This window comes from Neorhizobium sp. IRS_2294 (genome assembly GCF_050500145.1).
Lineage (GTDB): Bacteria > Pseudomonadota > Alphaproteobacteria > Rhizobiales > Rhizobiaceae > Neorhizobium > Neorhizobium soli.
This window is the reverse complement of record NZ_CP191439.1, coordinates 2,785,672-2,807,125: the sequence shown is the minus strand read 5'-3', so window position 1 is coordinate 2,807,125 and position 21,454 is coordinate 2,785,672. Positions and strand designations below refer to the sequence as shown.

Below are 21,454 nucleotides of genomic sequence, written 5' to 3'. Positions count from 1 at the left end.
GTCAGGCCGCGGTTTCGGTGAGGTCTATGCCGCCATCGAGCCCAGGCATGAAGGCCTCGAGCGCCGCCATCACCTGGGCCCGGTAGATATTCTTTTCCTGCAGCAGCTCATGGCGGCCGCCGGTGATGGTGATGAGCTGTGCCGCCCGGAAATTGCGCGAGAGTTCCTCCTGGGCCGAATAGGGCACGACGCCATCGAGGACAGGCGCGATGATCAACGTCGGAATGGTGATCCGTGTCAGATGCGCCTGCGACGAGACGCGCCGGCCTGCGCGAAGGGTCTCGTGAACCCAGCCGGCCGTCGGTGCGCCGACCGTCAGTTCCGGATAGGCGGCGTAGAGGCCGAGATTTCGCTCGAAGCGGGTGCGATCGCCGGTCAGGCCGTTGCGCTCAAAGGGTATGAAACGCTTGTCTCCGCCCAGCTGAACCTTGCCAAACCCGGTCCAGCGCATGACGGTCGAGAGCGGCCAGACGATGCGTTCCGGCAGGGCCTGTCCTTGGAACCCGATATAGGGCGACAGCAGCGCCATGCGGCTGATCCGGTTGGCGAGTTTCGGCGCCGACGACAGGGCGATCAGCGCGCCGGTGGAATGGGCGACCAGGAAAAAGGGCAGGCGCGCATCCGGCAGCACGATCTGCTCGAGAAAGATGTCGAGGTCTTTCTGGTAGTCGGAGAAATGTCTGACATGGCCTTTTTTCGGGTGCCGTGTCTCGCGGTCGGAACCGCCCTGGCCGCGCAAATCGTAGGTCGCAACCCATAGGCCCATGGCGTTGAGCTCGCGGATCGTCTCGAAATATTTCTCGATGAACTCATTGCGCCCCTGCAACAGCACGATCGTGCCGCGGGCTGGCGATACCGGTGAGCGGAAAAGCGCATAACGCAGCTTCGTACCGCGGTGACCGGTGAAATGGCCAGCGGTGTAATCGTCCGGCGCCGGGTTTTCCGGTGTCGATCGCAACAGGGTCTGTGAGGCGTGTGGCGTGTCAGTCATGCCGACAGGGTCAAGCGATCCGGGTCGCCACGTCAAGTGAAATCATCTGAAATGGTGGATGCGGATAGAGGCGAGGCCGGAGCGGAGAACTCTGACCTGTCGGCCTATAACCAGGAAGCCGAGCCCGTCACCGGATGAATTCCCCCAATGAAAAAACCTCTTGAATGACGGAAAATCAATTCCCATCTTTCCTCTGCAGGCGCCGAAAGGGCCTGCAGAACGGGGTCTTCATCGCCAGAACGGGGTGAGACGCCAAACCTAAACCGCAACGTCGCTTCAATGGAGGACTTTATGCGTCACGTCGATTTTTCCCCCCTTTACCGCTCCACCGTCGGTTTCGACCGTCTCTTCAATCTGCTCGACAATCGCAATCTTGGCGATCAGGCGCAGAGCTATCCGCCCTACAATATCGAGCGGACCGGCGACAACACCTATCGCATCACGATGGCTGTCGCGGGATTTGACGAGAAGGAACTCTCGATCGAATTCCAGGCCCATTCGCTGACCGTGAAGGGCGAGAAGAGCGATGACGAAGCCGGTGCCGAGACCGAATATCTCTACCGCGGCATCGCCAAGCGCGCCTTCGAGCGCCGCTTCCAGCTCGCCGATCACGTGGAAGTCGAAACCGCTTCGCTGAAGAATGGTCTCTTGCACATCGATCTGGTGCGCAACATTCCGGAAGCGCTCAAGCCACGCCGTATCTCGATTGCGGCCGATGCGTCCGACAGCGTCAAGACGATCGAAGCACAGATCGCTCCGCAGCAGGTCAACTGACCCGCCACGGAGAGTAATGACAGCCCAATGACCTCCAGTCACGGGTAGCATACAGACGCCTCTTCCCACGCCGGGAGGGGGCGTTTTTGGTTGGCATTGACCGGGTTTGCCGGGCGGCCTACCGTATCGACATTATCTCAGCCTGATCTTCAACGTGAGGGAGTGCCGATGCGTGTTACTGTCAAGAAATCGGGCGACAGCGCTTCTGTTCGCATTCCGGCAGCCGTCATGGAAGCGGCAAACCTCAAGCCGGATTCCGTCGTCGAAGTATCCGAAGAAAACGGCCGTATCGTTATCCAGGCTGTTACCGAACTGGACACAACGCTAGACCACCTTGTTGCCGGTATGAACGCCAACAATCTGCATGACGAGGCCGACTTTGGTGCGCCGGTCGGCAGAGAAGCGTTGTGAACGCTCAGTCCAACGTTCCCGATGCCGGCGACATCCTCTGGCTTGATTTCTCGCCTCAGTCCGGACACGAGCAAGCGGGGCGGCGGCCTGCAGTCGTCCTTAGTCCCGCAAGCTACAATCGTTTCGGACTGATGCTCTGCTGCCCGATGACGACGAAGGTGAAAGGGTATCCATTCGAGGTCGTTCTGAAGGACGACAAAGGATGCGTCCTTGCAGATCAGGTAAAAAGCCTCGACTGGCGCTCACGCCGCGCCGAACGCAAGAGCCGTGTTTCAGCCTCTGAGCTTCAGGAAATCAGGACCAAAGCTTCGGCCCTGATTGGCAGACCTTAAGGTCTGTACGCCGGCTTCAGGCTGCGGCGACCTTGGCGAGGGCTTCTTCCTTGGCCCTGGCGCGATCGGCGTATTTCTGGGCGATCGCGGCGCAGGCCATCAGCTGGATCTGATGGAACAGCATGATCGGCAGGACGATGGCGCCGATCGAGGCCGACTGGCCGGAGAAGATGGCGTTGGCCATCGGTACGCCGCTTGCCAGCGATTTTTTCGAGCCGCAGAAGGTGATGGTGATCTCGTCTTCCTTTTTGAAGCCGAGCAGTCTGCTGCCGAACATGGTGATGCAGATGACGACGGTCAGAAGCAGCATGTCGATGACGACGACTGCCGCGATGTCGCTCACCGAAAATCGGCTCCAGATTCCTTCGATGACCGCTTCCGAGAAGGCGAGGTACACGACCATCAGGATCGAGCCGCGGTCGACGGGCGAGAGGATCTTCTTCTTGGAGCGGATCCAGTTGCCGATCCACGGCTGCAGGATCTGGCCGGCGATGAACGGTGCCAGAAGCTGAAGACCGATCTTCTGGATGGCATCGGTCGAAACGCCGGCGTCGCCAGTCGTCGACAGAAGCAGGCCGACCAGAAGCGGGGTCAGGAACATGCCGAGGATGTTGGAGCCGGATGCCGCGACGATCGCCGCCGGCACGTTGCCGCCCGCCATCGAGGTAAAGGCGATCGACGACTGCACGGTGGACGGCAGCACACAGAGGAAGAGGATGCCCATGTAAAGCGGTGCCGGCAGGATGTCTTCTGGAACGAACCCGATCATGAGCCCAAGGATCGGGAAGATCGCGAACGTCGTCAAAAGGATCGTCAGATGCAGGCGCCAGTGCAGGACGCCTGCGACCACCACATCCCGCGACAGGCGCGCGCCATGCAGAAAGAAGAGCAGGCCGATGGCGATGTCGGTCGCCACCCCGAACCATTCCGCCCATACGCCCTGGATCGGCAGGAAGGAGGCGAGGATGACGGTGCAGACGAGCATGACGGTGAAGCGATCCGGCAGGTAGCGGCGCATGGAAAATCCTTCGACGATTTCATTGTTTGTCGAGGCTGTCTTCGCTTATCATGAATTTGAATGCAAACACTAACAGCTATCGTGAAGTCGGATAACCATGCTCAACCTGCATCACCTGAACAGTTTTCTCGTGCTGGAGCAGACGGGAAGTTTTACCGATACGGCAGCGCGGCTGGGGCTCGGGCAGTCGACCGTTACCCAGCATATCCAGCGGTTGGAAAAGTCGCTCGGGCGTCAACTCGTTTCGCGGGATACGCACCACGTGCGGCTGACGACGGAAGGGGAGGCGCTGCTGGGCTATGCGCGCGGAATGCTGGATCTCAACAGCAAGGTGTCCTCGCTGTTCGGCGAAAGCCGGCTGCGTGGCAGATTGCGGCTCGGCGTTTCCGAGGATGTGGTTGCGAGCCGGCTGACGGGCATTCTCGAAGATTTTATTCGTTTGCATCCACTCGTCGATCTGGAGCTGACCGTGGCGCTGTCGGCCGTGCTCAATCAGATGCAGGACGCGGGCGATCTCGATCTGGTTCTCGCCAAACGGCATGTGGGGGAAACCCATGGGCGTCTGCTCTACCGCGAGCCGCTTGTGTGGCTGGCGCGGGATCCGGAGCGCATGATCGACCGGACCGATGCTCTGCCGCTGATCGCCTTCCCGTCGCCCTCGATCACGCGGCGGGTGGCGCAGGAGGCGCTGGATGGAGCCGGTATGTCCTGGCGGATCGTCTGCACCTGCGGCAGTCTCAGCGGTCTGACGGCTGCGGCGCGGGCGGGAATGGGCGTGCTCGTGCAGCCGCGCAGCATGGCGCCCGAAGGCCTCAAGAAGATCACCGGGGACCGTTTGCCAACGCTGCAGGATGTCGAGTTCGTGCTGATTTCCAGGCGCGGCGCAGATGCCGCGCTGGTCGAGGCCCTGTCCAGCCTTATTACGGCGCAGATTGCGCCGCAAAAGCAGGGCTGACGATCAGGCGGAAGCGCAGATCGACAGGAACTGGTCGACGTCTTCTTCCGTGGTCGCAAACGATGTGACCATGCGGATGAGCACTTCGTCTGCCTTGACCTTTTCCGGAATGTCGCGGGGTGCCGGCCAGTTGTAGAAGCGTGCGCCCTGTTCTTCGGCGGCCTTGGCGGAGGCTTTCGGCAGGACCGCGAACACTTCGTTCGATGTCGTCGGCCAGGCAAGCCTTGCGCTGTTGAGCGCGCCGAAGCCAGTGCGCAGGCGATCGGCCATGGTGTTGGCATGGCCGGCGAGACCCATCCACAGGTCGTCCTTCAGATAGGCGTCGAACTGGGCTGCGATAAAGCGCGATTTCGAAAACAGCTGTGCGCTGCGCTTGCGCAGGAATGCAAAATCCTTGGCGAGATCAGGATTGAAGAACACGATCGCCTCGGCGCACCAGCAGCCGTTCTTGGTGCCGCCGAAGGACAGCACGTCGACGCCGCGCTTCCAGGTCATCTCGGCGGGCGAGCAATCGAGCGCCACGAGTGCGTTGGCGAAGCGGGCGCCGTCCATATGCAGCGGCAGACCGTTGTCCTTGGCGATCTTTGCGATCGCGTCGATTTCATCGAGCGTATAGATCGTGCCGACTTCTGTTGCCTGCGTCATGGTGATGGCGGCGGCGCGGCCGTGGTGAATGGCGTCCTGCGGGTAGCGTGAAATACGCTCCACGAGGTTTCCCGGCAGCATCTTGCCGGCCGGGCCCTCGACCGCGACCATGCGCATGCCCGAGAAGAAGTCGGGTGCTCCGCATTCGTCCTCGATCACATGCGCTTCGGAATGACAAAAGGTGAGGCCACCGGGGCGGGCGACGCTGGCAAGCGCTAGCGAATTGGCTGCCGTGCCGGTCGCGACAAAGAAGACGGCGACGTCGCGTTCAAACATCTCGTTGAAGCGAGCCTCGATCGAGCGGTCGAGCTCGCTGTTGCCGTAGGCCGCGGCAAAGCGGGTGGATTCCTTCGACAAGCGTTCATTGATTGCGGGATGGGCGCCAGCCCAGTTGTCCGAGGCGAAGAACATGACGTTACCTTGCAAGCGATGTGGGATAAGATGCGGGGCTTTGAGCGAGGCGGACCATAAGCCTTTTGGACCGTTGATCAATCCGGAAACATGCCGAATGAGCGGTGTCTGCTCGTGCCGCGTAATCAAAGCCGAGTTTTGTCATTTGCGGCGCAAGATTGTTTCAAGCTGGCATCGCAACCAGTAATCAACTGTCGTTTAGCCTCAACTTTTTCGTGGGCCGGGGATTGAAGACAGGCGGCACATATGTCATAAAATTCGTGAATTAGGACAGAATTGTTGTCCTAATTTCTGAAGTGAAGGCGGTTTTTCGTTTCCGAGCGGTGACCGTCGACGTGTTCAAGGGTATGCTTCGTGCTCTCAAGGGCTTCCTGCTTCCGCAGCCTGCCGCCTGAAAGGACGAGGCATTTCTTCGGGTGAAATGAAGAATACGCCGTTTGCAAGCTCGATCGTGAGTGGCCAACAGGAGGAATAGCAATGACGAAGAATGTTCCTGAAGTGCACTGTCTGCCCGCCACCGCGACCGCGGCGGAAGCTGGCCCGGGCGTCGAACAGCGTCTGCCATTCATTGCCTCCGGTATTCCGGCAGCGCAGGGGCTTTACAACCCGCGCAACGAGCACGATGCCTGCGGCGTCGGCTTCATCGCCCATATGAAGGGCCAGAAGTCGCACCAGATCATCAAGGACGGCTTGTTCATTCTGGAAAACCTCACCCATCGCGGCGCCGTCGGCGCTGATCCGCTGATGGGCGATGGTGCCGGCATTCTGCTGCAGATCCCCGACAAGTTCTTCCGCGAGGAAATGGCAAAGCAGGGCATCACCCTGCCCAAGGCTGGCGAGTATGCCGTCGGTCACTTCTTCCTGCCGCGTGACCCGGATCAGATCGAGCACTTCAAGAAGGTCATCGTCGATGTGACGGCCGAAGAGGGCCAGCAGTTCATCGGCTTCCGCGAAGTGCCCGTCGACAACTCCTCGCTGTCCAAGGCGCCGGATATTGCCGGTACCGAGCCCTATCACCTCCAGGTGTTCATTGGCGCCGGCCGCGATGCCGCGACCAATCAGGATTTCGAGCGCAAGCTCTTCCTCATTCGCAAGGTCATCTCCAACCGTATCTACGATCAGTTCGGCGGTCAGGAAACCGGCTTCTATCCGGTATCGCTGTCATCGACGACGATCGTCTACAAGGGCATGTTCCTCGCCTATCAGGTCGGCGCCTATTACAAGGATCTGGCCGACCCGCGGTTTGAAAGTGCTGTCGCCCTCGTGCACCAGCGGTTCTCGACCAACACGTTTCCGTCCTGGAAGCTCGCGCATCCATACCGCATGGTTGCCCATAACGGCGAAATCAACACGCTGCGCTCCAATGTCAACTGGATGGCGGCGCGTCAGGCGTCGGTGTCATCGCCGCTGTTCGGCGACGACATTTCCAAGCTCTGGCCGATCTCCTACGAGGGCCAGTCGGATACGGCCTGCTTCGACAACGCGCTCGAATTCCTGCTGCGCGGCGGCTATTCGCTGGCGCATGCGATGATGATGCTGATCCCCGAAGCATGGGCCGGCAACCAGTCGATGTCGAAGGAGCGCAAGGCTTTCTACGAATACCATGCGGCTCTGATGGAGCCATGGGATGGTCCGGCTGCCGTGTGCTTTACCGATGGCCGCCAGATCGGCGCGACGCTCGACCGCAACGGTCTGCGTCCGGCCCGTTACCTCGTCACCGACGACGATCGCATCATTCTTGCATCCGAAGCCGGCACGCTGCCGGTTCCGGAAGAAAGCATCATCAAGAAGTGGCGTCTGCAGCCGGGCAAGATGCTGCTGATCGACATGGAAAAGGGTCAGATCATCTCCGACGAGGAGTTGAAGACCACGCTTGCAACCCGTCATCCTTACGAAAAGTGGCTGGATCGCACGCAGCTGATCCTCGAGGACCTGAAGCCGGTCGAACCGCGGGCGCTGCGTCGCGACGTGTCGCTGCTCGATCGCCAGCAAGCGTTCGGCTACACATCCGAAGACACCAAGATCCTGATGTCGCCGATGGCGACGACCGGTCAGGAAGCGGTTGGTTCGATGGGCACCGACACGCCGATTTCGGCGATGTCGCAAAAGTCGAAGCTGCTCTACACCTATTTCAAGCAGAATTTCGCGCAGGTGACGAATCCGCCGATCGATCCGATCCGCGAAGAGCTCGTCATGAGCCTCGTCTCCTTCATCGGGCCGAGGCCGAACATTCTCGACCATGAAGGTGCCGCCAACGCCAAGCGTCTGGAAGTGCGCCAGCCGATCCTCACCAACGGCGATCTGGAAAAAATCCGCTCGATCGGTCACACGGAAGACCGTTTCGACACCAAGACGCTCGATTTCACCTACGATATCGAGCGCGGCGCCGAAGGCATGCCGGAAATGCTCGATCGCCTCTGCGAGCGTGCGGAAGCGGCGGTCAAGGGCGGCTATAACATCATCGTTCTCTCCGACCGCCAGATCGGTCCGGACCGGATTGCCATCCCGGCGCTTCTCGCGACTGCTGCCGTGCATCACCACCTGATCCGCAAGGGTCTTCGCACCTCGGTCGGTCTCGTCGTCGAATCGGGCGAGCCGCGCGAGATCCACCATTTCTGCCTTCTCGCCGGCTACGGCGCCGAAGCGATCAACCCCTATCTTGCCTTCGACACGCTGACCGACATGCATATGCGGGGCGAGTTTCCGAAGGAAGTGGACAGTTCCGAGATCGTCTCGCGCTATATCAAGGCGGTCGGCAAGGGCATTCTCAAGGTCATGTCCAAAATGGGCATCTCGACCTACCAGTCCTATTGCGGCGGCCAGATCTTCGACGCCGTCGGTCTGAACACCGAGCTGGTCAACCAGTATTTCTTCGGCACTGCGACGTCGATCGAAGGCATTGGCCTCGATCACATCGCCGAGGAAACCGTCACCCGCCACCGTGCAGCCTTCGGCAAGGATCCGGTTCTCGCCTCCTCGCTCGACATCGGCGGCGAATATGCCTACCGCATGCGTGGTGAAAGCCATGCCTGGACGCCCGATGTGGTCGCCACCTTGCAGCATGCCGTGCGCGGCAACAGCCAGGATCGCTACCGCGAGTTTGCCGAAATGGTGAACGAGAGCGCGGTGCGGATGAACACCATTCGCGGCCTGTTCAAGATCAAGTCGGCGGAAAGGTCGGGCCGCAAGCCTGTGTCGCTCGACGAGGTCGAACCGGCAGTCGATATCGTCAAGCGCTTCTCGACCGGCGCCATGTCGTTCGGCTCGATCTCCCGTGAGGCGCATACGACGCTTGCAATCGCCATGAACCGCATCGGCGGCAAGTCGAACACCGGTGAAGGCGGCGAGGAAAGCGATCGCTATCTGCCGCTGGCCGACGGTTCGATGAACCCCGAACGCTCGGCGATCAAGCAGATCGCATCCGGCCGGTTTGGCGTGACGACCGAGTATCTGGTCAATGCCGACATGCTGCAGATCAAGGTGGCGCAGGGCGCAAAGCCCGGCGAGGGCGGTCAGCTGCCCGGCCACAAGGTGGATGCGACCGTGGCCAAGACCCGTCACTCGACGCCGGGTGTCGGCCTCATCTCGCCGCCGCCGCATCACGACATCTATTCGATCGAAGATCTGGCGCAGCTGATCTACGACCTGAAGAACGTCAACCCGACCTCCGACATCTCCGTCAAGCTGGTCTCGGAAGTGGGCGTCGGCACGGTTGCGGCAGGCGTTGCCAAGGCCCGCGCCGACCATATCACGGTTGCAGGCTTCGACGGTGGCACGGGCGCTTCGCCGCTGACATCGCTGAAGCATGCAGGTTCGCCTTGGGAAATCGGCCTTGCCGAGACCCAGCAGACGCTGGTGCTGAACGGTCTGCGGTCGCGGATCGCGCTGCAGGTCGATGGTGGCCTGAAGACCGGCCGCGACGTCATCATCGGTGCCCTTCTCGGAGCAGACGAGTTCGGCTTTGCGACGGCGCCTGTCATTGCCGCCGGCTGCATCATGATGCGCAAGTGCCATCTCAACACCTGCCCCGTTGGTGTCGCGACGCAGGATCCGGTCCTGCGCAAGCGCTTCAAGGGCACGCCGGAACACGTCATCAACTACTTCTTCTTCGTGGCTGAGGAAGTGCGCGAGATCCTCGCATCGCTGGGCTTCACCAAGTTCGACGAGATCATCGGCCTTTCCGAACTGCTCGAGAAGGACGACATGCTGGCGCATTGGAAGTCGCAGGGTCTCGACTTCACAAAACTGTTCCACAAGGTTGAGGCTCCGAAGTCTGCGACCTACTGGACCGAGCGGCAAAAGCATCCGATCGACGATATTCTCGACCGCAAGCTGATCGAGAAGTCGCAGGCAGCCCTTGAAAGCAAGGAGCCTGTCGTCTTCGAAGTGCCGATCAAGAACGTCGACCGGTCCGTCGGCGCCATGCTGTCGGGTGCGCTGGTCAAGCGCTGGGGCCAGAAGGGTCTTAAGGACGATACGATCCATGTGACGCTGCGCGGCACGGCCGGTCAGTCGTTCGCGGCCTTCCTCGCACGCGGCATCACGTTCGATCTGATCGGTGACGGCAACGACTATGTCGGCAAGGGTCTGTCGGGTGGGCGCATCATCGTGCGGCCTCCGGAAAACTCCAGCATCGTCGCTGAGAACTCGATCATCGTCGGAAACACCGTGCTTTACGGCGCAACGACCGGCGAGTGCTACTTCCGCGGCGTTGCCGGCGAGCGTTTCTCGGTGCGCAACTCGGGCGCCATCGCGGTGGTCGAGGGCGTGGGCGACCACGGCTGCGAATACATGACCGGCGGCATCGTCGTCGTGCTCGGCGAAACCGGCCGCAACTTCGCAGCCGGCATGTCGGGCGGCGTGGCTTACGTGCTGGATGAGACGGGCGATTTCGCCAAGCGCTGCAACATGGCGATGGTGGAACTGGAGCCGGTTCCGGAAGAAGACGACATGCTGGAAAAGCTGCACCACCACGGCGGCGACATCATGCACAAGGGACGCGTGGACGTTTCCGAAGACATGACGCGTCACGACGAGGAACGGCTCTACCAGCTGATTTCCAACCACATGCATTATACCGGCTCGACCCGCGCCAAGGACATTCTCGACCGCTGGAGCGAGTTCCGTCCAAAATTCCGCAAGGTCATGCCGGTCGAATATCGCCGTGCGCTGGTGGAGATGGAACGGATGCGGATGGGCGTGGCTGCGGAGTGAACCGAAAGGGACGCATCGTTCATGCCGGAGTGGCCGTGGCAATCGCCGCGGCCGTTCCAACGGTCGCCGCACTGGTCAATGGTGCGCTAGTTTTGGAATTTGTGGTGCTGGGGGCGGTGATCGGTTTCGCCTACTGGTACTGGGGGCCGCAATGGCCGCCTCTGTGAACTGAGGGGAAGACTATGGGCAAAGTTACGGGATTCATGGAAATCGACCGGCAGGTTGGCAAGTACCAGCCGGCGTCCGATCGTATCCGCCATTTCCGCGAATTCACCATTCCGATGTCGGATGCGGAAGTGACGAAACAGGCGGCCCGCTGCATGGACTGTGGCATTCCCTATTGCCACGGCCCGACCGGCTGCCCTGTTCATAACCAGATTCCCGACTGGAACGACCTCGTCTACAACAACAAGTGGGAGGAGGCGATCCGCAACCTTCATTCCACCAACAACTTCCCGGAATTCACCGGTCGCGTTTGTCCCGCGCCGTGCGAGGAAGCCTGTACGCTCAACCTCGAAGATGCGCCGGTCGCGATCAAGACCGTCGAGCAGGCGATTGCCGACAAGGCCTATGAGCTCGGCTATATCGTGCCGCAGCCGGCGACGGTGAAGAGTGGCCGCAAGGTTGCCGTGATCGGTTCCGGTCCGGCCGGCATGGCGGCGGCCCAGCAGCTTTCGCGCGCCGGTCACGACGTGCATCTGTTCGAGCGGGAATCGAAGGCCGGCGGTCTGCTGCGCTACGGCATTCCTGATTTCAAGATGGAGAAGAACTTCATCGACCGTCGCGTCGAGCAGATGACCGGCGAAGGCGTGACCTTCCATTACGGCGTCAATATCGGCGTCGACAAGAAGGTGGAGGAACTGACCGCGGAATTCGACGCCGTGCTTTATTGCGGCGGTTCGGAAACTCCGCGTCCGGCCGGCATTCCCGGCACGGAACTGCACGGCGTCTATGATGCGATGCCGTATCTGGTGCAGCAGAACCGCCGCATCGGCCGCGAAAATATCGACAGCGTCGCCTGGGCCGCCGAGCCGATCCTTGCCGGTGGCAAGCATATCGTCGTCGTCGGCGGTGGCGATACCGCTTCCGACTGCGTCGGGACCGCGTTCCGCCAGGGCGCCGTCAAGGTGACCCAGCTCGACATCCGCCCGCAGCCGCCGGAAAAGGAAGACAAGCTCGCGGTGTGGCCATTCTGGGCCACCAAGATGCGCACGTCGTCCAGCCAGGCCGAAGGCGCGATCCGCGAGTTCCAGGTGGCAACGCTGGAATTCGTCGGCGAAGACGGCCAGCTGACCGGCGTTCGCTGCTGCGAAGTGGATGATCGCCGCCAGCCGATCGCGGGCACCGACTTCATCATCAAGGCCGATCTCGCCTTCATCGCCATCGGCTTCTCGGGCCCTGCAACGGATAGCGTGCTGTCCGAACTCGATGGCAAGCTGGCGCTCAATGTCGACCGCCGCGGCTCCACCAACGTCATTGCCAACGAGCGCGACTACAAGACCTCGGTCGACAAGCTGTGGACCGCCGGCGACGTTCGCCGCGGCCAGTCGTTGGTGGTGTGGGCGATCCGCGAAGGCCGTCAGGCAGCAAGAGCCATCGACGAAGCGCTGATGGGATCGAGCGTCCTGCCGCGCTAACTGATATGTCAAAATGAACGGCCTCTCTCCGTTTCGCGGGGAGGGGACGTTTTTGTTTCGGCAGAATCAGGTCATGCTTGCCCATGACCATCCCGCAATCGATCTTGGCCTGCTCGATACGCTGTGCATCGCCCGGATCAGTAATTTCACGATCCGATTCCTGCGCGCAGACGGTCATCACAAGGATCGACCCGAATTGCTGCTTGGGTGACACTTGCGTTCCACGATAAGCGTCTGGTTTAACGATCGTATCACTCGCTGCTGGAGAGAAACGCGTCGATCATCTTGACGGTGGCATCCGGCTGTTCTTCCATCAGCCAGTGGCCGGCATCGGCGATTACGCCTTCGCTGACCTGCGTGGCTGCCGTGCGCATCACCGCCGCCATGCCCGGCCCGAAGGACTTTTCACCGCCAACGGCCAGAATGGGCATTTCCAGTTTTGCGCCTGTGGCTGCCCAGGCGCGGTTGTCGATCGCATCCTGGTCGAAGGCCGCGAACTGGGCGAAGCCGGAATGCATGGCGCCTGGCAAGGCATAGAGGGCGGCATAGTGTTTGCGGGATGCTTCGTCGAACCGCTTTGGGTCGGCGGAAAATTCGTTCCAGAACCGGTCCAGATAGATCCGCTCGCGCCCGGCGACGAGACGCTCCATGTCCGGCCCCCCGAAGCGGAAATGCCAGAGAAGCGGGTTTTTCAGGATCTCGTCCCATGGGCCGATGCCGGGAACGGGCGCATCGAGCAGCGCGAAGCGGGTCACGCGGGCGGGTTGCTGCGTCGCGAAGGCGAAGCCCACCATGTTGCCGATATCGTGCGTAACCAGCGCGAAACGATCGATGTGCAGTCCGTCGAGAATGGTCGCCAAGTCGCGGGCCTGGCTCGCCTTGTCGAAGCCGCCTTCGGGGTGTGATGACAGACCCATGCCGCGAAGATCGGGAACGATGACCAGATGATCCATCTCGAGCTTTGCAGCCAGCGGCGCCCACATGTCGCCGGTTTCGCCGTAGCCATGTAGCAGAACGACGGCAGGTCCCCTGCCGCCAATCCGGAGATGGATGTCTACGTTGCCGACATGGACAGTTTGGGTCCTGAAGGTGGATGGAAACGGCGGAACCTCTGCAAGGACCGGCGTCGCAAGCAGGATCGTGGATACGATAACGCGAAAAAGCAGGTTCATGCGGGCACTCCGATAAAAGAGATCAGCTAGGCCATGCACGTCTGAACTGGGAATTTATGACTATGTAGCACGTTTTTTCACGAAGCTACAGGCGAGAGCTCGCGCTCGTGTCAAAGACCTACTGGGTCGTGAGCCGGTAGTCGTCGATCCGACCGGCCGGGGCGGGCTCGAGTTCGCCGCGTTTGACCAGTTTGTCGCGCGGCGTTTCCGTCAGACGGGCCGGTGGCGCATTGCCGCCCAGAAGCTCCTGGCCGCCGTCCAGCTCCGGGTCAACCAGGCTGATCGGCCGTACGGGCACTTCGGGGTTGGCAGGAGATTCGAGCGTCTGGAGCGGCGGGAGGGTGCTGCTGTCGAATTTGGCGAGATCGGGGCTTGCCATGTCGCCCAGATGCCGGCGCAGGACCTTGTCGACATAGAAGGCGAGCTTTTCCTTGCCGGGCTTGGTGAGCGTGATGCCGTCGGAATTGCGCAGGCGTACCTGCTGTCCGTTGACGTCCGAGCCAGTCAGGACGAACCTGCCGTCCTCGTCGACGAAGCCGTCCCAGATGTCGACGAATTCGCCGCCGACCTTCTCCACCTGTCCCCGATAAAGCGTGTTGAGCGTGACCGCGTCCGCCATCATCGATGGCGACTGGAACGCCGGCAGGCCGACCCAAAGCAGCGTCAGCTTGCGCTGCGCGATCATGCCTGCAAGCTCCGCGACACGGGTTTCATATTGTTTGAACCAGGCATCCGTGCGGAATTTCTCGCGGCCGCTGGCGGTGTCCATTTGCTGGCGGTCGTTGGCACCCAGCATGACGACCACGATCGCGGGTTTGGCCTCGTCGAGAATAGCCGGCAGTTGGCCAAGCCAGTCGTAATGGTCGTCGCGCACCAGGCCGGAGGATCCGTCGCTGCGGCTGATGATCGAAACCCCCGGGGAGGTCGCAAACGTCGCTTCCAGCTCACCCCCGATATTGCCGGCGAGAAAATCGCCGATAACGAGGATCTTTTTGGCGGTTTCCAGTTTGGCGACGGGTTCGGCCTGGGGCTGAGAGGGTATCGGCGCCGTCCTCGTGCGGGGAGCCGCAGCCTGCGGAGTGGCACGGCTTCTCTGCCGGCGTGGCGCCATCTCGATGATCGATCCATCCTGCCGGTCATATCGCCGGGTCGGACGTTCGTAGCGTTCATATCGCTCTGTGCGGGGCGCACCGAACAGCATGTTGAACAGGTTGCGCCGATCGCCGCCGTCCTGGGCAAACGAAACGGTTGATGGCAGCGACAGCACGAGGCTGGTCGCTACCATGAATACCGTCCGGACCAGGCGTCGGTTTGGCCTGTTGTGGCGCAAGAGCTTCATCGTTTTCATGCCTTTTGGCCGCACCGTTCACGATGCGGCGCATCGCATGCTAGCCTCAACGGATCGCCTTGAGAAGAGAATGCGACGGCTCGCCATCCGGCTGCATGCCAAGGCGCTTCTGAATGGCGGAGATCGCGGCCTTCGAGCCGGAGCCGAAATTGCCGTCCACTTCGCCTTCGTAATAGCCGAGTTCCTTCATGCGGCTCTGCAGCTCGAACTTCTCCTTGATGTCGAGCGTGCCGTTGGGGCGCGGCCAGGACTGCTGTACACCGCCGAAACCTGCGATCTCGTCGGCGAGAAGACCGACCGCGAGCGCGTAGCTGTCGGCTGCGTTGTAGCGCTTGATGGTGAAGAAGTTGGAGAGCATCAGGTAGGCTGGACCGTTCGCGCCGGCCATCAGCTTCAATGTCGCGCGGTCTGCTCCGCGCGGAAAACCCTTGCCGTTCGGACGCTGGAAGCCCAGCGCTGCCCACTGTGCCAGGGTCTTGCTCTGGCCTTCGTATTTTGCGGCGCCGGCGGGAAGCACGGATTCGTAGCCCCAGGTCTTGCCGGCAGTCCAGCCGTTCTTGGCCAGGAGGTTGGCGGAGGTCGCCAGCGCATCGGGAACCGAATGCCAGATGTCGCGCTTGCCGTTGCCATCAGCGTCGACCGCATAGAGCAGGTAGCTCGTCGGGATGAACTGGGTATGGCCCATCGCGCCTGCCCAGGAACCGGTCAGCTGCTTGGGGGATACGTCGCCAGCCTGGAGAATCTTCAAGGCGGCGATCAGCTGGTTGCGCGCGAACTTGCCGCGCTTCGGATCGCCCCAGCCGAGCGTCGCCAGTGCCTGCGGCACGTGGTGCAGACGTTCGGGATTTTCCAGAGCTGCGCCATAGTTGGATTCCATCGACCAAATGGCGAGGAGAATGTTTCTGTCGACACCGAAATGCCGCTCCACGGCGTTCAGCGTCGCGCCATGGCGGGCAGCCATTTCGCGGCCGATCTTGACCGTGTAGGGATTGACGCGGCTGTCGAGATAATCCCAGATTTTCGACTTGAATTCCGGCTGGTACTCGGCCTTGCGCAGGACTTCCTGATCGGGACCGCTGATGCCTGCAAAGGCGCGATCATAGGTCGAGCGACTGATTCCGCTTTTGGCAGCAGTCGAATAGAAATTTGCAACCCACGTCTTGAAACCGGCATCGGCGCGGGCATCTATCGCGCAGGTCGATATGGCAAGGCCGGCGACAAGCGAGAAGATCGTTGCGCGGAAGCGATTGGGGCTGATTTTTTTCATCGGCAGTCGGTCCATTTTTATTCTGGCCATCATGGCGAGATCGGGATGCGGCTCAACGATGTGATAACAGGATAGGGTCAACAAATTCTTTACCATGAAACGCGCGGCCGGGGCAGATCTTTGCTAAAAGGTAGCAAATGTTTATTACAGCCGACAAAAGACCCGAAACCGCACAGCGAAATGCATCAGGAGGCATGAGTGTCACAAGAACGGAAAATTCGTAAAGCAGTCTTCCCTGTTGCGGGCCTCGGCACCCGCTTCCTGCCGGCCACAAAGGCTGTGCCAAAAGAAATGCTGACGGTCGTCGACAAGCCGGTCATCCAGTATGTGGTCGATGAAGCGGCGGAAGCCGGCATCGAACATTTCGTATTCGTGACCGGCCGTGGCAAAGGTGTGATCGAAGACTATTTCGATATTCAGTTCGAACTCGAGCAGATGCTGCGCGAGCGGAACAAGAATGCCGAACTGACGCTGCTCTCGCATATCCTGCCAAAGGCCGGTACGGCGAGCTTCACCCGCCAGCAGGTTCCGCTCGGTCTCGGTCACGCCGTATGGTGTGCGCGCGACATCGTCGGCAACGAACCCTTCGCGGTCCTGTTGCCGGACATGATCATGTCGTCGGAAAAGAGCTGCCTCAAGGGCATGGTCGAACTCTACGATCAGACCGGCGGCAACGTTCTCGCGGTCGAGGAATGCGATCCGGATCAGGCCCACAAGTACGGTATCGTCGGCAAGGGTGAGACCGTCGGCGACGGTTTCAAGATCACCGAGATGGTCGAAAAGCCTGCCAAGGGCACAGCTCCTTCGAACTTCTTCATCAACGGCCGCTACATCCTGCAGCCGGAAATCTTCAAGATCCTGGAAACCCAGGAACGTGGCGCCGGCAACGAGATCCAGTTGACCGACGGCATGCTGGCGCTGGCCAAGAGCCAGGAATTTGCCGGCTACCACTTCAAGGGCGAGACCTACGACTGCGGCGCCAAGGACGGCTTCATCATGGCCAATATCGCCTTTGCCCTGCAGCGCCCGGACATTCGCCCGGCGATCGAAGAGCCGCTGAAGGCGCTCGTCTCGAAGCTGATGTAAGCCTATCCTTTACTGCAAAAGAAAACGCCCCCGCGAGATGATCGCGGGGGCGTTTCTCGTTTCAGGGATCGATGCCTTCGATCAGGCGGCCCTGTGGCCCTTGAGGCCGTAATAGGCGATGTAGAGGTAGCAGATCGCCGGCATCAGGAAGGCGAGGTGGATGCCGACCGTATCGGCCAGCATGCCCTGCACGACCGGCAGGATGGCACCGCCGACGATCGCCAGGCAGAGGATGCCCGATCCCTGGCTGGTGTGGCGACCAAGACCCTTGAGTGCCAGGCTGAAGATGGTCGGGAACATGATCGAGTTGAACAGGCCAATGGCGAGCACCGACCACATCGCCAGCGAGCCGCCGGCAAACACCGTGAGCAGGATGAGCAGGATCGCAACACCGGCATTGAACGCCAGCGCCTTGCCGTCGTCGACGAAGCGCATGACATAGGCGCCGACGAAACGACCGATCATGGCGCCGCCCCAGAAATAGGCGACGTAATGGGCGGCTTCCGATTCCGGCATGCCGGCGATGCTTGGTTCTGCCAGGTAATTGACCAGGAACGAGCCGATCGACACTTCGGCGCCGACATAGACGAACAGGCCGATCGCGCCGAGAACGAGGTGACGGTAGGCCCACGCGGAGCTACGTTCGCCGCCTTCAGCGACCGTCGTGTCTTCCGTTTCGACATGCGGCAGCTTCAGGGCTGCAAAGACGGCGGCCAGCACGAGGAAGGCGATTGCCAGAAGCATGTAAGGGAAGCGGACGGCATCAGCCTCTGCGAGGCGCAAGGCTTCGAGTTGTTCGCCGCTGGCGCTCTGGATGTCGCCGGTCGCGGCCGACAGGATGAGGAAGGCGCCGAAGAGCGGTGCGATCGTGGTTCCGAGCGAGTTGAAGGCCTGGGTCAGCGTCAGCCGGCTCGAGGCAGTTTCAGGGGCGCCCAGCTCCGTCACATAGGGATTGGCGGCAACCTGCAGAATGGTGACACCGCTTGCCAGCACGAACAGCGCACCGAGAAACAGCGCATAGACGCGGTAGCTGGCAGCCGGGATGAACAGCGCACAGCCGATCGCTGCAATCAGCAGGCCGACGACAATGCCCCATTTGTAGCTGATGCGCTTCACAAGCGCGCCGGCCGGCAGCGACACGATGAAATAGGCGCCGAAGAAGCACAGCTGGATCATCATCGACTGGGTGTAGTTGAGCTGGAAGACGTTCTTCAGGTGTGGGATCAGAATGTCGTTCAGGCAGGTGATAAAGCCCCACATGAAAAACAGGGAAGTCAGGGCAACGAGAGCGAAGCGGTAATTGTTACCTGCCGTCGAACTCGTTGCTGTGCGCGGTGTGGTCGCGCTGTCTGTTGGAATTCCAGCCACGTTGAGCCTCTAATCTATCAGGATGTATCGATGGAGTGCATTAATGCTGCACTGCGACAATTCGTCGTGAGCGCTTATATGTTGCGGACAGTCCTGAGGGGAAGTGGGCGGAAGCCCGGGCGCAAGCTTTGTACAACGTGCATGGACGGCGTGATCGGCTGGAGAAGCCATGCGCTGGAGGAGTAGCTGGAGCAACGATTGCTGCAGTGCGGAAATTATTGTTCGCCGAAAGGTATGTTGGAGACAGAACCCATTCCGATCCCGGGCCGTTTAGGGCGACTTCGTACTTTATGCCTATTGTGAAGGCACACATGTCGAAGCATTGGCGCCGAGTGGCGGCAGTACCGGGATAGATATCACGGAAACGTGATTGCCTGATGGGCGCTATCGCTTCAGAGTCAGGCCCATGCCCGCGCGGACGATGTTCTGTTCGGTGCCGCCCGTGGTTTTCTCGTATTCAACGTCGCTCGTGAGATCGAGATAGCGGTTGATCGCCCATGTTATCCCCGCGCCGGCAAGCCAGGTGACCTCGTCTTCGCTACCGGAATCAAAGTTGCGGAACACGGTGCTGCCGCTCAGGCGTGCCACGACGCTGTCGCGCATCTCGTGCGCAAGCGCTGCGGTGAGTTCATACTCCACCCATCCGCCTTCGCCGGGCGTTGTGGAATCCTGGACTGTCGTGCGCAGACCGAGATTGACGTCGGTGCCGCGCTGAGGTGACCAGGTCGCATCGCCATCAAAGCTGATGCCACCGACATTCTTGAGGCGGTTATCCTCGTAGTCGACGACCTCATAGCCCGTTCCCAACTCGCCGCGCAGTTTCTCGCCGAAATCGAACTCGACGCCGGTGCGCGCGGCATAGGTCTGCGATGAGCGCTGATAGCCAGAAGCATCGCGCTTGCGATCGTAGAATGTGTGGCCCGATGCGATTTCCCCAAACGGGATGAGGGCAGGCGAAAGTTCATAGCCGAGGCGCAGTCGTCCATCGATGCCGCTGCGATTGCGGTCTTTCATGTTGAGCGTGCCGCCGTCCGCAAGCTTTGCCTCGGTATAGACATATCGAGAGCCGTTGACGGCGGCGAGTGCTCTGATCTTGCCGATGTCGCGACCGATTGAGGCCCCGGTCTGGAACAGATGCACGCCGGACTGGACGTCGGCGCCACCGACGGCGTTCGGGTCGTCATTGTCCTCACGGGTAAAGCTGTAGCCGCTGGTCAGATGCGCAATGGTATCGTCTGCAAGATCGAGACGCAGATCCGCGCTGATCTTGCCCTCCGGATCCTCGCCTTCCTTGCTCTTGGTGAAATTGTGCTCGATCGTGGTTTCGCCGGTAACTGTCAGCGCATGCCGTGACCAGTCGGAGGTCAGCGTTCCGCGAATCCCGGTTGCCGCGTAGTTGCGCGTTTCCTTCGATCCGTTCTCGCGGGTGATTTCTGTGTTGATGCTCTGATTGATGGACGGGCGCAGCATGAACGTGCCGAGCCGGATGCCGGTCGGATCCACCTCTTGACGCGGAGCCTCCTGCGGATCGATTGCCTCGGGACCATCATCGAGCGGCTCGAGATCGGACGGACCGATCGGCTGGTTGAGGTCGACTTCCTGCTCCTGAACACGCGCGGCCGCACTCTGTTGCGCCGTCGTATCGGCGGCCCGTTCGTCTCCGGCAACGGCGACTATGCCGGGAATCGTCCCGCCGACCGGTGCAGTCGGGGTATTGCGGGTAATCGTCGATGTTCCGGCTGTTCCGACCTGGCTGCTGGGAATGGCTGGAAGCGCGCTGCCACTGTCTGGAAAAAGGCTCTGCGAAACGGCAGCCGACGGGAGGATCAGTGCCGAGCCGGCCAGCAGCAGTCCATACGCACGGCCGCGCAACGAAAGCGTCGTGGCTTTTGTCCTGCTGATAATCATCGGACTGCCCGGAAATCGGAAATGCTGATCCAAAGGCAAAGTCCAGCGTCGCTCCGCATCCACAGGTCCGTCCTGGCTAAGTGTATGCTTTGAAACACGAATGTCACCTTGTCGGATTTATCGCGAAGTATGCCTCGAAAGGGTTAGTTTATGGTTAACAGTTGGTGAAACCGGCCGCGTGGGGCTGCGCGACTGCCCTTCACGCTATCCGTCCACTCGCCAGGAGATGCCACTACATTTGCATGAACATTCACAACGCGCATGAATGGTCGCAGGGCACAAACGCCGGTTGCCCAGGCAAGTGAATTCGCGCGTTTACGGTGATTTAACCAAGTGAAACGTGACATTTACACACATTGGATTTGTTGAAGCGCATTAAGAAAATGTATCTACAGTTCAAGTATAGAAACTTGATATCGGAGCAATTCCGTTCCGAGGGGCGAGTCAGGGAAGAGTTATATGTCAATTCTTGCACGCATGATGAAGGATGAGTCGGGCGCGACTGCCATCGAATATGGCCTCATTGCCGCACTTATTTCCGTTGCTTTGATTGCCGGCGCAACAACGCTCGGCGGCGCTTTGAATAACCAGTTCAGCAACATAGCAGGAAAGCTCACCTGCGACGGAAGTGCCACCACTTGCTGATTGCAGTCTGCGAAATGCCGTAGAAGGAGCCGTCTCGACATTCGAGGGGGCTCCGTTCGTCATCAGGCTGCAGTGTGCTGGGGGCCGTTGGACGTATTTATTCCGCGAATATCTTGGAACGCTGAGCGCGTCAGTGATGTACGCAAACAGCTGTGCGATTTCCCGTTGCCCGGTTCTTTCCTTGCTCAGCGACACTCTAGCCAGCGACCGGTTTCGAAGATCGACGCATTGTTTTCTCGAAGTCCGCAATACTTGCTCAGCGGCTAATGCGA

General features: G+C 60.6%; 18 protein-coding genes. 10 read left to right on the top strand and 8 right to left on the bottom strand.

Features of this window, described 5'->3' with window-relative positions; genetic code table 11:
- Window position 1: 1 nt before the first annotated feature.
- Complete coding sequence (locus ACQY1K_RS13655; RefSeq protein WP_430257599.1) at window positions 2-991, bottom strand: alpha/beta fold hydrolase; 990 nt, start codon at window positions 989-991, stop codon at window positions 2-4.
- A gap of 291 nt (window positions 992-1,282) precedes the next feature.
- Here ACQY1K_RS13655 and ACQY1K_RS13650 point away from each other — a divergent pair, with 291 nt between their 5' ends.
- The 3 genes from ACQY1K_RS13650 to mazF all read left to right on the top strand — a co-directional run bounded on the left by ACQY1K_RS13650 (window position 1,283) and on the right by mazF (window position 2,508).
- A complete protein-coding gene (locus ACQY1K_RS13650) occupies window positions 1,283-1,765 on the top strand; it encodes an Hsp20 family protein (protein ID WP_062460976.1) in 483 nt (160 codons plus the stop codon).
- 168 nt (window positions 1,766-1,933) lie between these two features.
- Entirely contained in the window at window positions 1,934-2,176 is a 243-nt protein-coding gene (locus ACQY1K_RS13645; protein ID WP_113165485.1) for an AbrB/MazE/SpoVT family DNA-binding domain-containing protein, read from the top strand.
- A complete protein-coding gene (gene mazF, locus ACQY1K_RS13640) occupies window positions 2,173-2,508 on the top strand; it encodes an endoribonuclease MazF (RefSeq protein ID WP_113165486.1) in 336 nt (111 codons plus the stop codon). Before ACQY1K_RS13645 ends, mazF begins: the two co-directional genes overlap by 4 nt.
- 16 nt (window positions 2,509-2,524) lie before the next feature.
- Here mazF and ACQY1K_RS13635 read toward each other — a convergent pair whose 3' ends face one another.
- Entirely contained in the window at window positions 2,525-3,526 is a 1,002-nt protein-coding gene (locus ACQY1K_RS13635; protein WP_062582327.1) for a bile acid:sodium symporter family protein, read from the bottom strand.
- A gap of 97 nt (window positions 3,527-3,623) precedes the next feature.
- On the opposite strand from ACQY1K_RS13635, the gene ACQY1K_RS13630 reads away from it, so the two are divergent.
- A complete protein-coding gene (locus ACQY1K_RS13630) occupies window positions 3,624-4,481 on the top strand; it encodes a LysR family transcriptional regulator (RefSeq protein WP_430257598.1) in 858 nt (285 codons plus the stop codon).
- 3 nt (window positions 4,482-4,484) lie between these two features.
- On the opposite strand, the gene ACQY1K_RS13625 is transcribed toward ACQY1K_RS13630, so the two are convergent.
- A complete protein-coding gene (locus ACQY1K_RS13625) occupies window positions 4,485-5,537 on the bottom strand; it encodes a threonine aldolase family protein (RefSeq protein WP_430257597.1) in 1,053 nt (350 codons plus the stop codon).
- A gap of 477 nt (window positions 5,538-6,014) precedes the next feature.
- Here ACQY1K_RS13625 and gltB point away from each other — a divergent pair, with 477 nt between their 5' ends.
- From gltB to ACQY1K_RS13605, 4 genes are read left to right on the top strand one after another with little or no spacing between them, the layout of a single operon-like run.
- Window positions 6,015-10,751, top strand: coding sequence for a glutamate synthase large subunit (gene gltB / locus ACQY1K_RS13620; RefSeq protein WP_430257596.1), 4,737 nt, complete (start codon window positions 6,015-6,017; stop codon window positions 10,749-10,751).
- Window positions 10,748-10,918: a hypothetical protein gene (locus tag ACQY1K_RS13615; protein WP_207105886.1), complete on the top strand. Its 171-nt coding sequence runs from the start codon at window positions 10,748-10,750 to the stop codon at window positions 10,916-10,918. Before gltB ends, ACQY1K_RS13615 begins: the two co-directional genes overlap by 4 nt.
- Before the next feature lie 15 nt (window positions 10,919-10,933).
- Complete coding sequence (locus ACQY1K_RS13610) at window positions 10,934-12,388, top strand: glutamate synthase subunit beta (protein ID WP_062582335.1); 1,455 nt, start codon at window positions 10,934-10,936, stop codon at window positions 12,386-12,388.
- A 52-nt stretch (window positions 12,389-12,440) separates the two neighbouring features.
- Complete coding sequence (locus ACQY1K_RS13605) at window positions 12,441-12,599, top strand: hypothetical protein (RefSeq protein WP_430257595.1); 159 nt, start codon at window positions 12,441-12,443, stop codon at window positions 12,597-12,599.
- A gap of 40 nt (window positions 12,600-12,639) precedes the next feature.
- On the opposite strand, the gene ACQY1K_RS13600 is transcribed toward ACQY1K_RS13605, so the two are convergent.
- From ACQY1K_RS13600 to ACQY1K_RS13590, 3 genes are all read right to left on the bottom strand, one after another.
- On the bottom strand, window positions 12,640-13,560 hold the full coding sequence (locus ACQY1K_RS13600; RefSeq protein WP_430257594.1) for an alpha/beta fold hydrolase: 921 nt from the start codon (window positions 13,558-13,560) through the stop codon (window positions 12,640-12,642).
- A 118-nt stretch (window positions 13,561-13,678) separates the two neighbouring features.
- Window positions 13,679-14,845, bottom strand: a complete 1,167-nt coding sequence (locus ACQY1K_RS13595; RefSeq protein ID WP_430257593.1) for an SGNH/GDSL hydrolase family protein — start codon at window positions 14,843-14,845, stop codon at window positions 13,679-13,681.
- Window positions 14,846-14,954: 109 nt separating this feature from the next.
- A complete protein-coding gene (locus ACQY1K_RS13590; protein WP_082472037.1) occupies window positions 14,955-16,175 on the bottom strand; it encodes a lytic murein transglycosylase in 1,221 nt (406 codons plus the stop codon).
- Window positions 16,176-16,373: 198 nt separating this feature from the next.
- Between ACQY1K_RS13590 and galU the strand changes: the two genes are divergently transcribed.
- A complete protein-coding gene (gene galU / locus ACQY1K_RS13585; RefSeq protein WP_062460958.1) occupies window positions 16,374-17,261 on the top strand; it encodes a UTP--glucose-1-phosphate uridylyltransferase GalU in 888 nt (295 codons plus the stop codon).
- 81 nt (window positions 17,262-17,342) lie between these two features.
- On the opposite strand, the gene fucP is transcribed toward galU, so the two are convergent.
- Together fucP and ACQY1K_RS13575 are read right to left on the bottom strand one after the other, a co-directional pair.
- Entirely contained in the window at window positions 17,343-18,620 is a 1,278-nt protein-coding gene (gene fucP, locus ACQY1K_RS13580) for an L-fucose:H+ symporter permease (RefSeq protein ID WP_430259017.1), read from the bottom strand.
- Window positions 18,621-19,013: 393 nt separating this feature from the next.
- Window positions 19,014-20,537: an outer membrane beta-barrel protein gene (locus ACQY1K_RS13575; RefSeq protein WP_430257592.1), complete on the bottom strand. Its 1,524-nt coding sequence runs from the start codon at window positions 20,535-20,537 to the stop codon at window positions 19,014-19,016.
- Window positions 20,538-20,996: 459 nt separating this feature from the next.
- Between ACQY1K_RS13575 and ACQY1K_RS13570 the strand changes: the two genes are divergently transcribed.
- Window positions 20,997-21,182: a Flp family type IVb pilin gene (locus tag ACQY1K_RS13570; RefSeq protein ID WP_062460949.1), complete on the top strand. Its 186-nt coding sequence runs from the start codon at window positions 20,997-20,999 to the stop codon at window positions 21,180-21,182.
- Window positions 21,183-21,454: the final 272 nt, after the last annotated feature.

Coding starts and splice junctions, on each gene's coding strand:
- ACQY1K_RS13655 (WP_430257599.1), bottom strand. CDS start 991: ATGACTGACACGCCACACGCCTCACAGACCCTGTTGCGATCGACACCG.
- ACQY1K_RS13650 (WP_062460976.1), top strand. CDS start 1,283: ATGCGTCACGTCGATTTTTCCCCCCTTTACCGCTCCACCGTCGGTTTC.
- ACQY1K_RS13645 (WP_113165485.1), top strand. CDS start 1,934: ATGCGTGTTACTGTCAAGAAATCGGGCGACAGCGCTTCTGTTCGCATT.
- ACQY1K_RS13635 (WP_062582327.1), bottom strand. CDS start 3,526: ATGCGCCGCTACCTGCCGGATCGCTTCACCGTCATGCTCGTCTGCACC.
- ACQY1K_RS13630 (WP_430257598.1), top strand. CDS start 3,624: ATGCTCAACCTGCATCACCTGAACAGTTTTCTCGTGCTGGAGCAGACG.
- ACQY1K_RS13625 (WP_430257597.1), bottom strand. CDS start 5,537: ATGTTCTTCGCCTCGGACAACTGGGCTGGCGCCCATCCCGCAATCAAT.
- gltB (WP_430257596.1), top strand. CDS start 6,015: ATGACGAAGAATGTTCCTGAAGTGCACTGTCTGCCCGCCACCGCGACC.
- ACQY1K_RS13610 (WP_062582335.1), top strand. CDS start 10,934: ATGGGCAAAGTTACGGGATTCATGGAAATCGACCGGCAGGTTGGCAAG.
- ACQY1K_RS13600 (WP_430257594.1), bottom strand. CDS start 13,560: ATGAACCTGCTTTTTCGCGTTATCGTATCCACGATCCTGCTTGCGACG.
- ACQY1K_RS13595 (WP_430257593.1), bottom strand. CDS start 14,845: ATGGTAGCGACCAGCCTCGTGCTGTCGCTGCCATCAACCGTTTCGTTT.
- ACQY1K_RS13590 (WP_082472037.1), bottom strand. CDS start 16,175: ATGAAAAAAATCAGCCCCAATCGCTTCCGCGCAACGATCTTCTCGCTT.
- ACQY1K_RS13575 (WP_430257592.1), bottom strand. CDS start 20,537: ATGATTATCAGCAGGACAAAAGCCACGACGCTTTCGTTGCGCGGCCGT.
- ACQY1K_RS13570 (WP_062460949.1), top strand. CDS start 20,997: ATGTCAATTCTTGCACGCATGATGAAGGATGAGTCGGGCGCGACTGCC.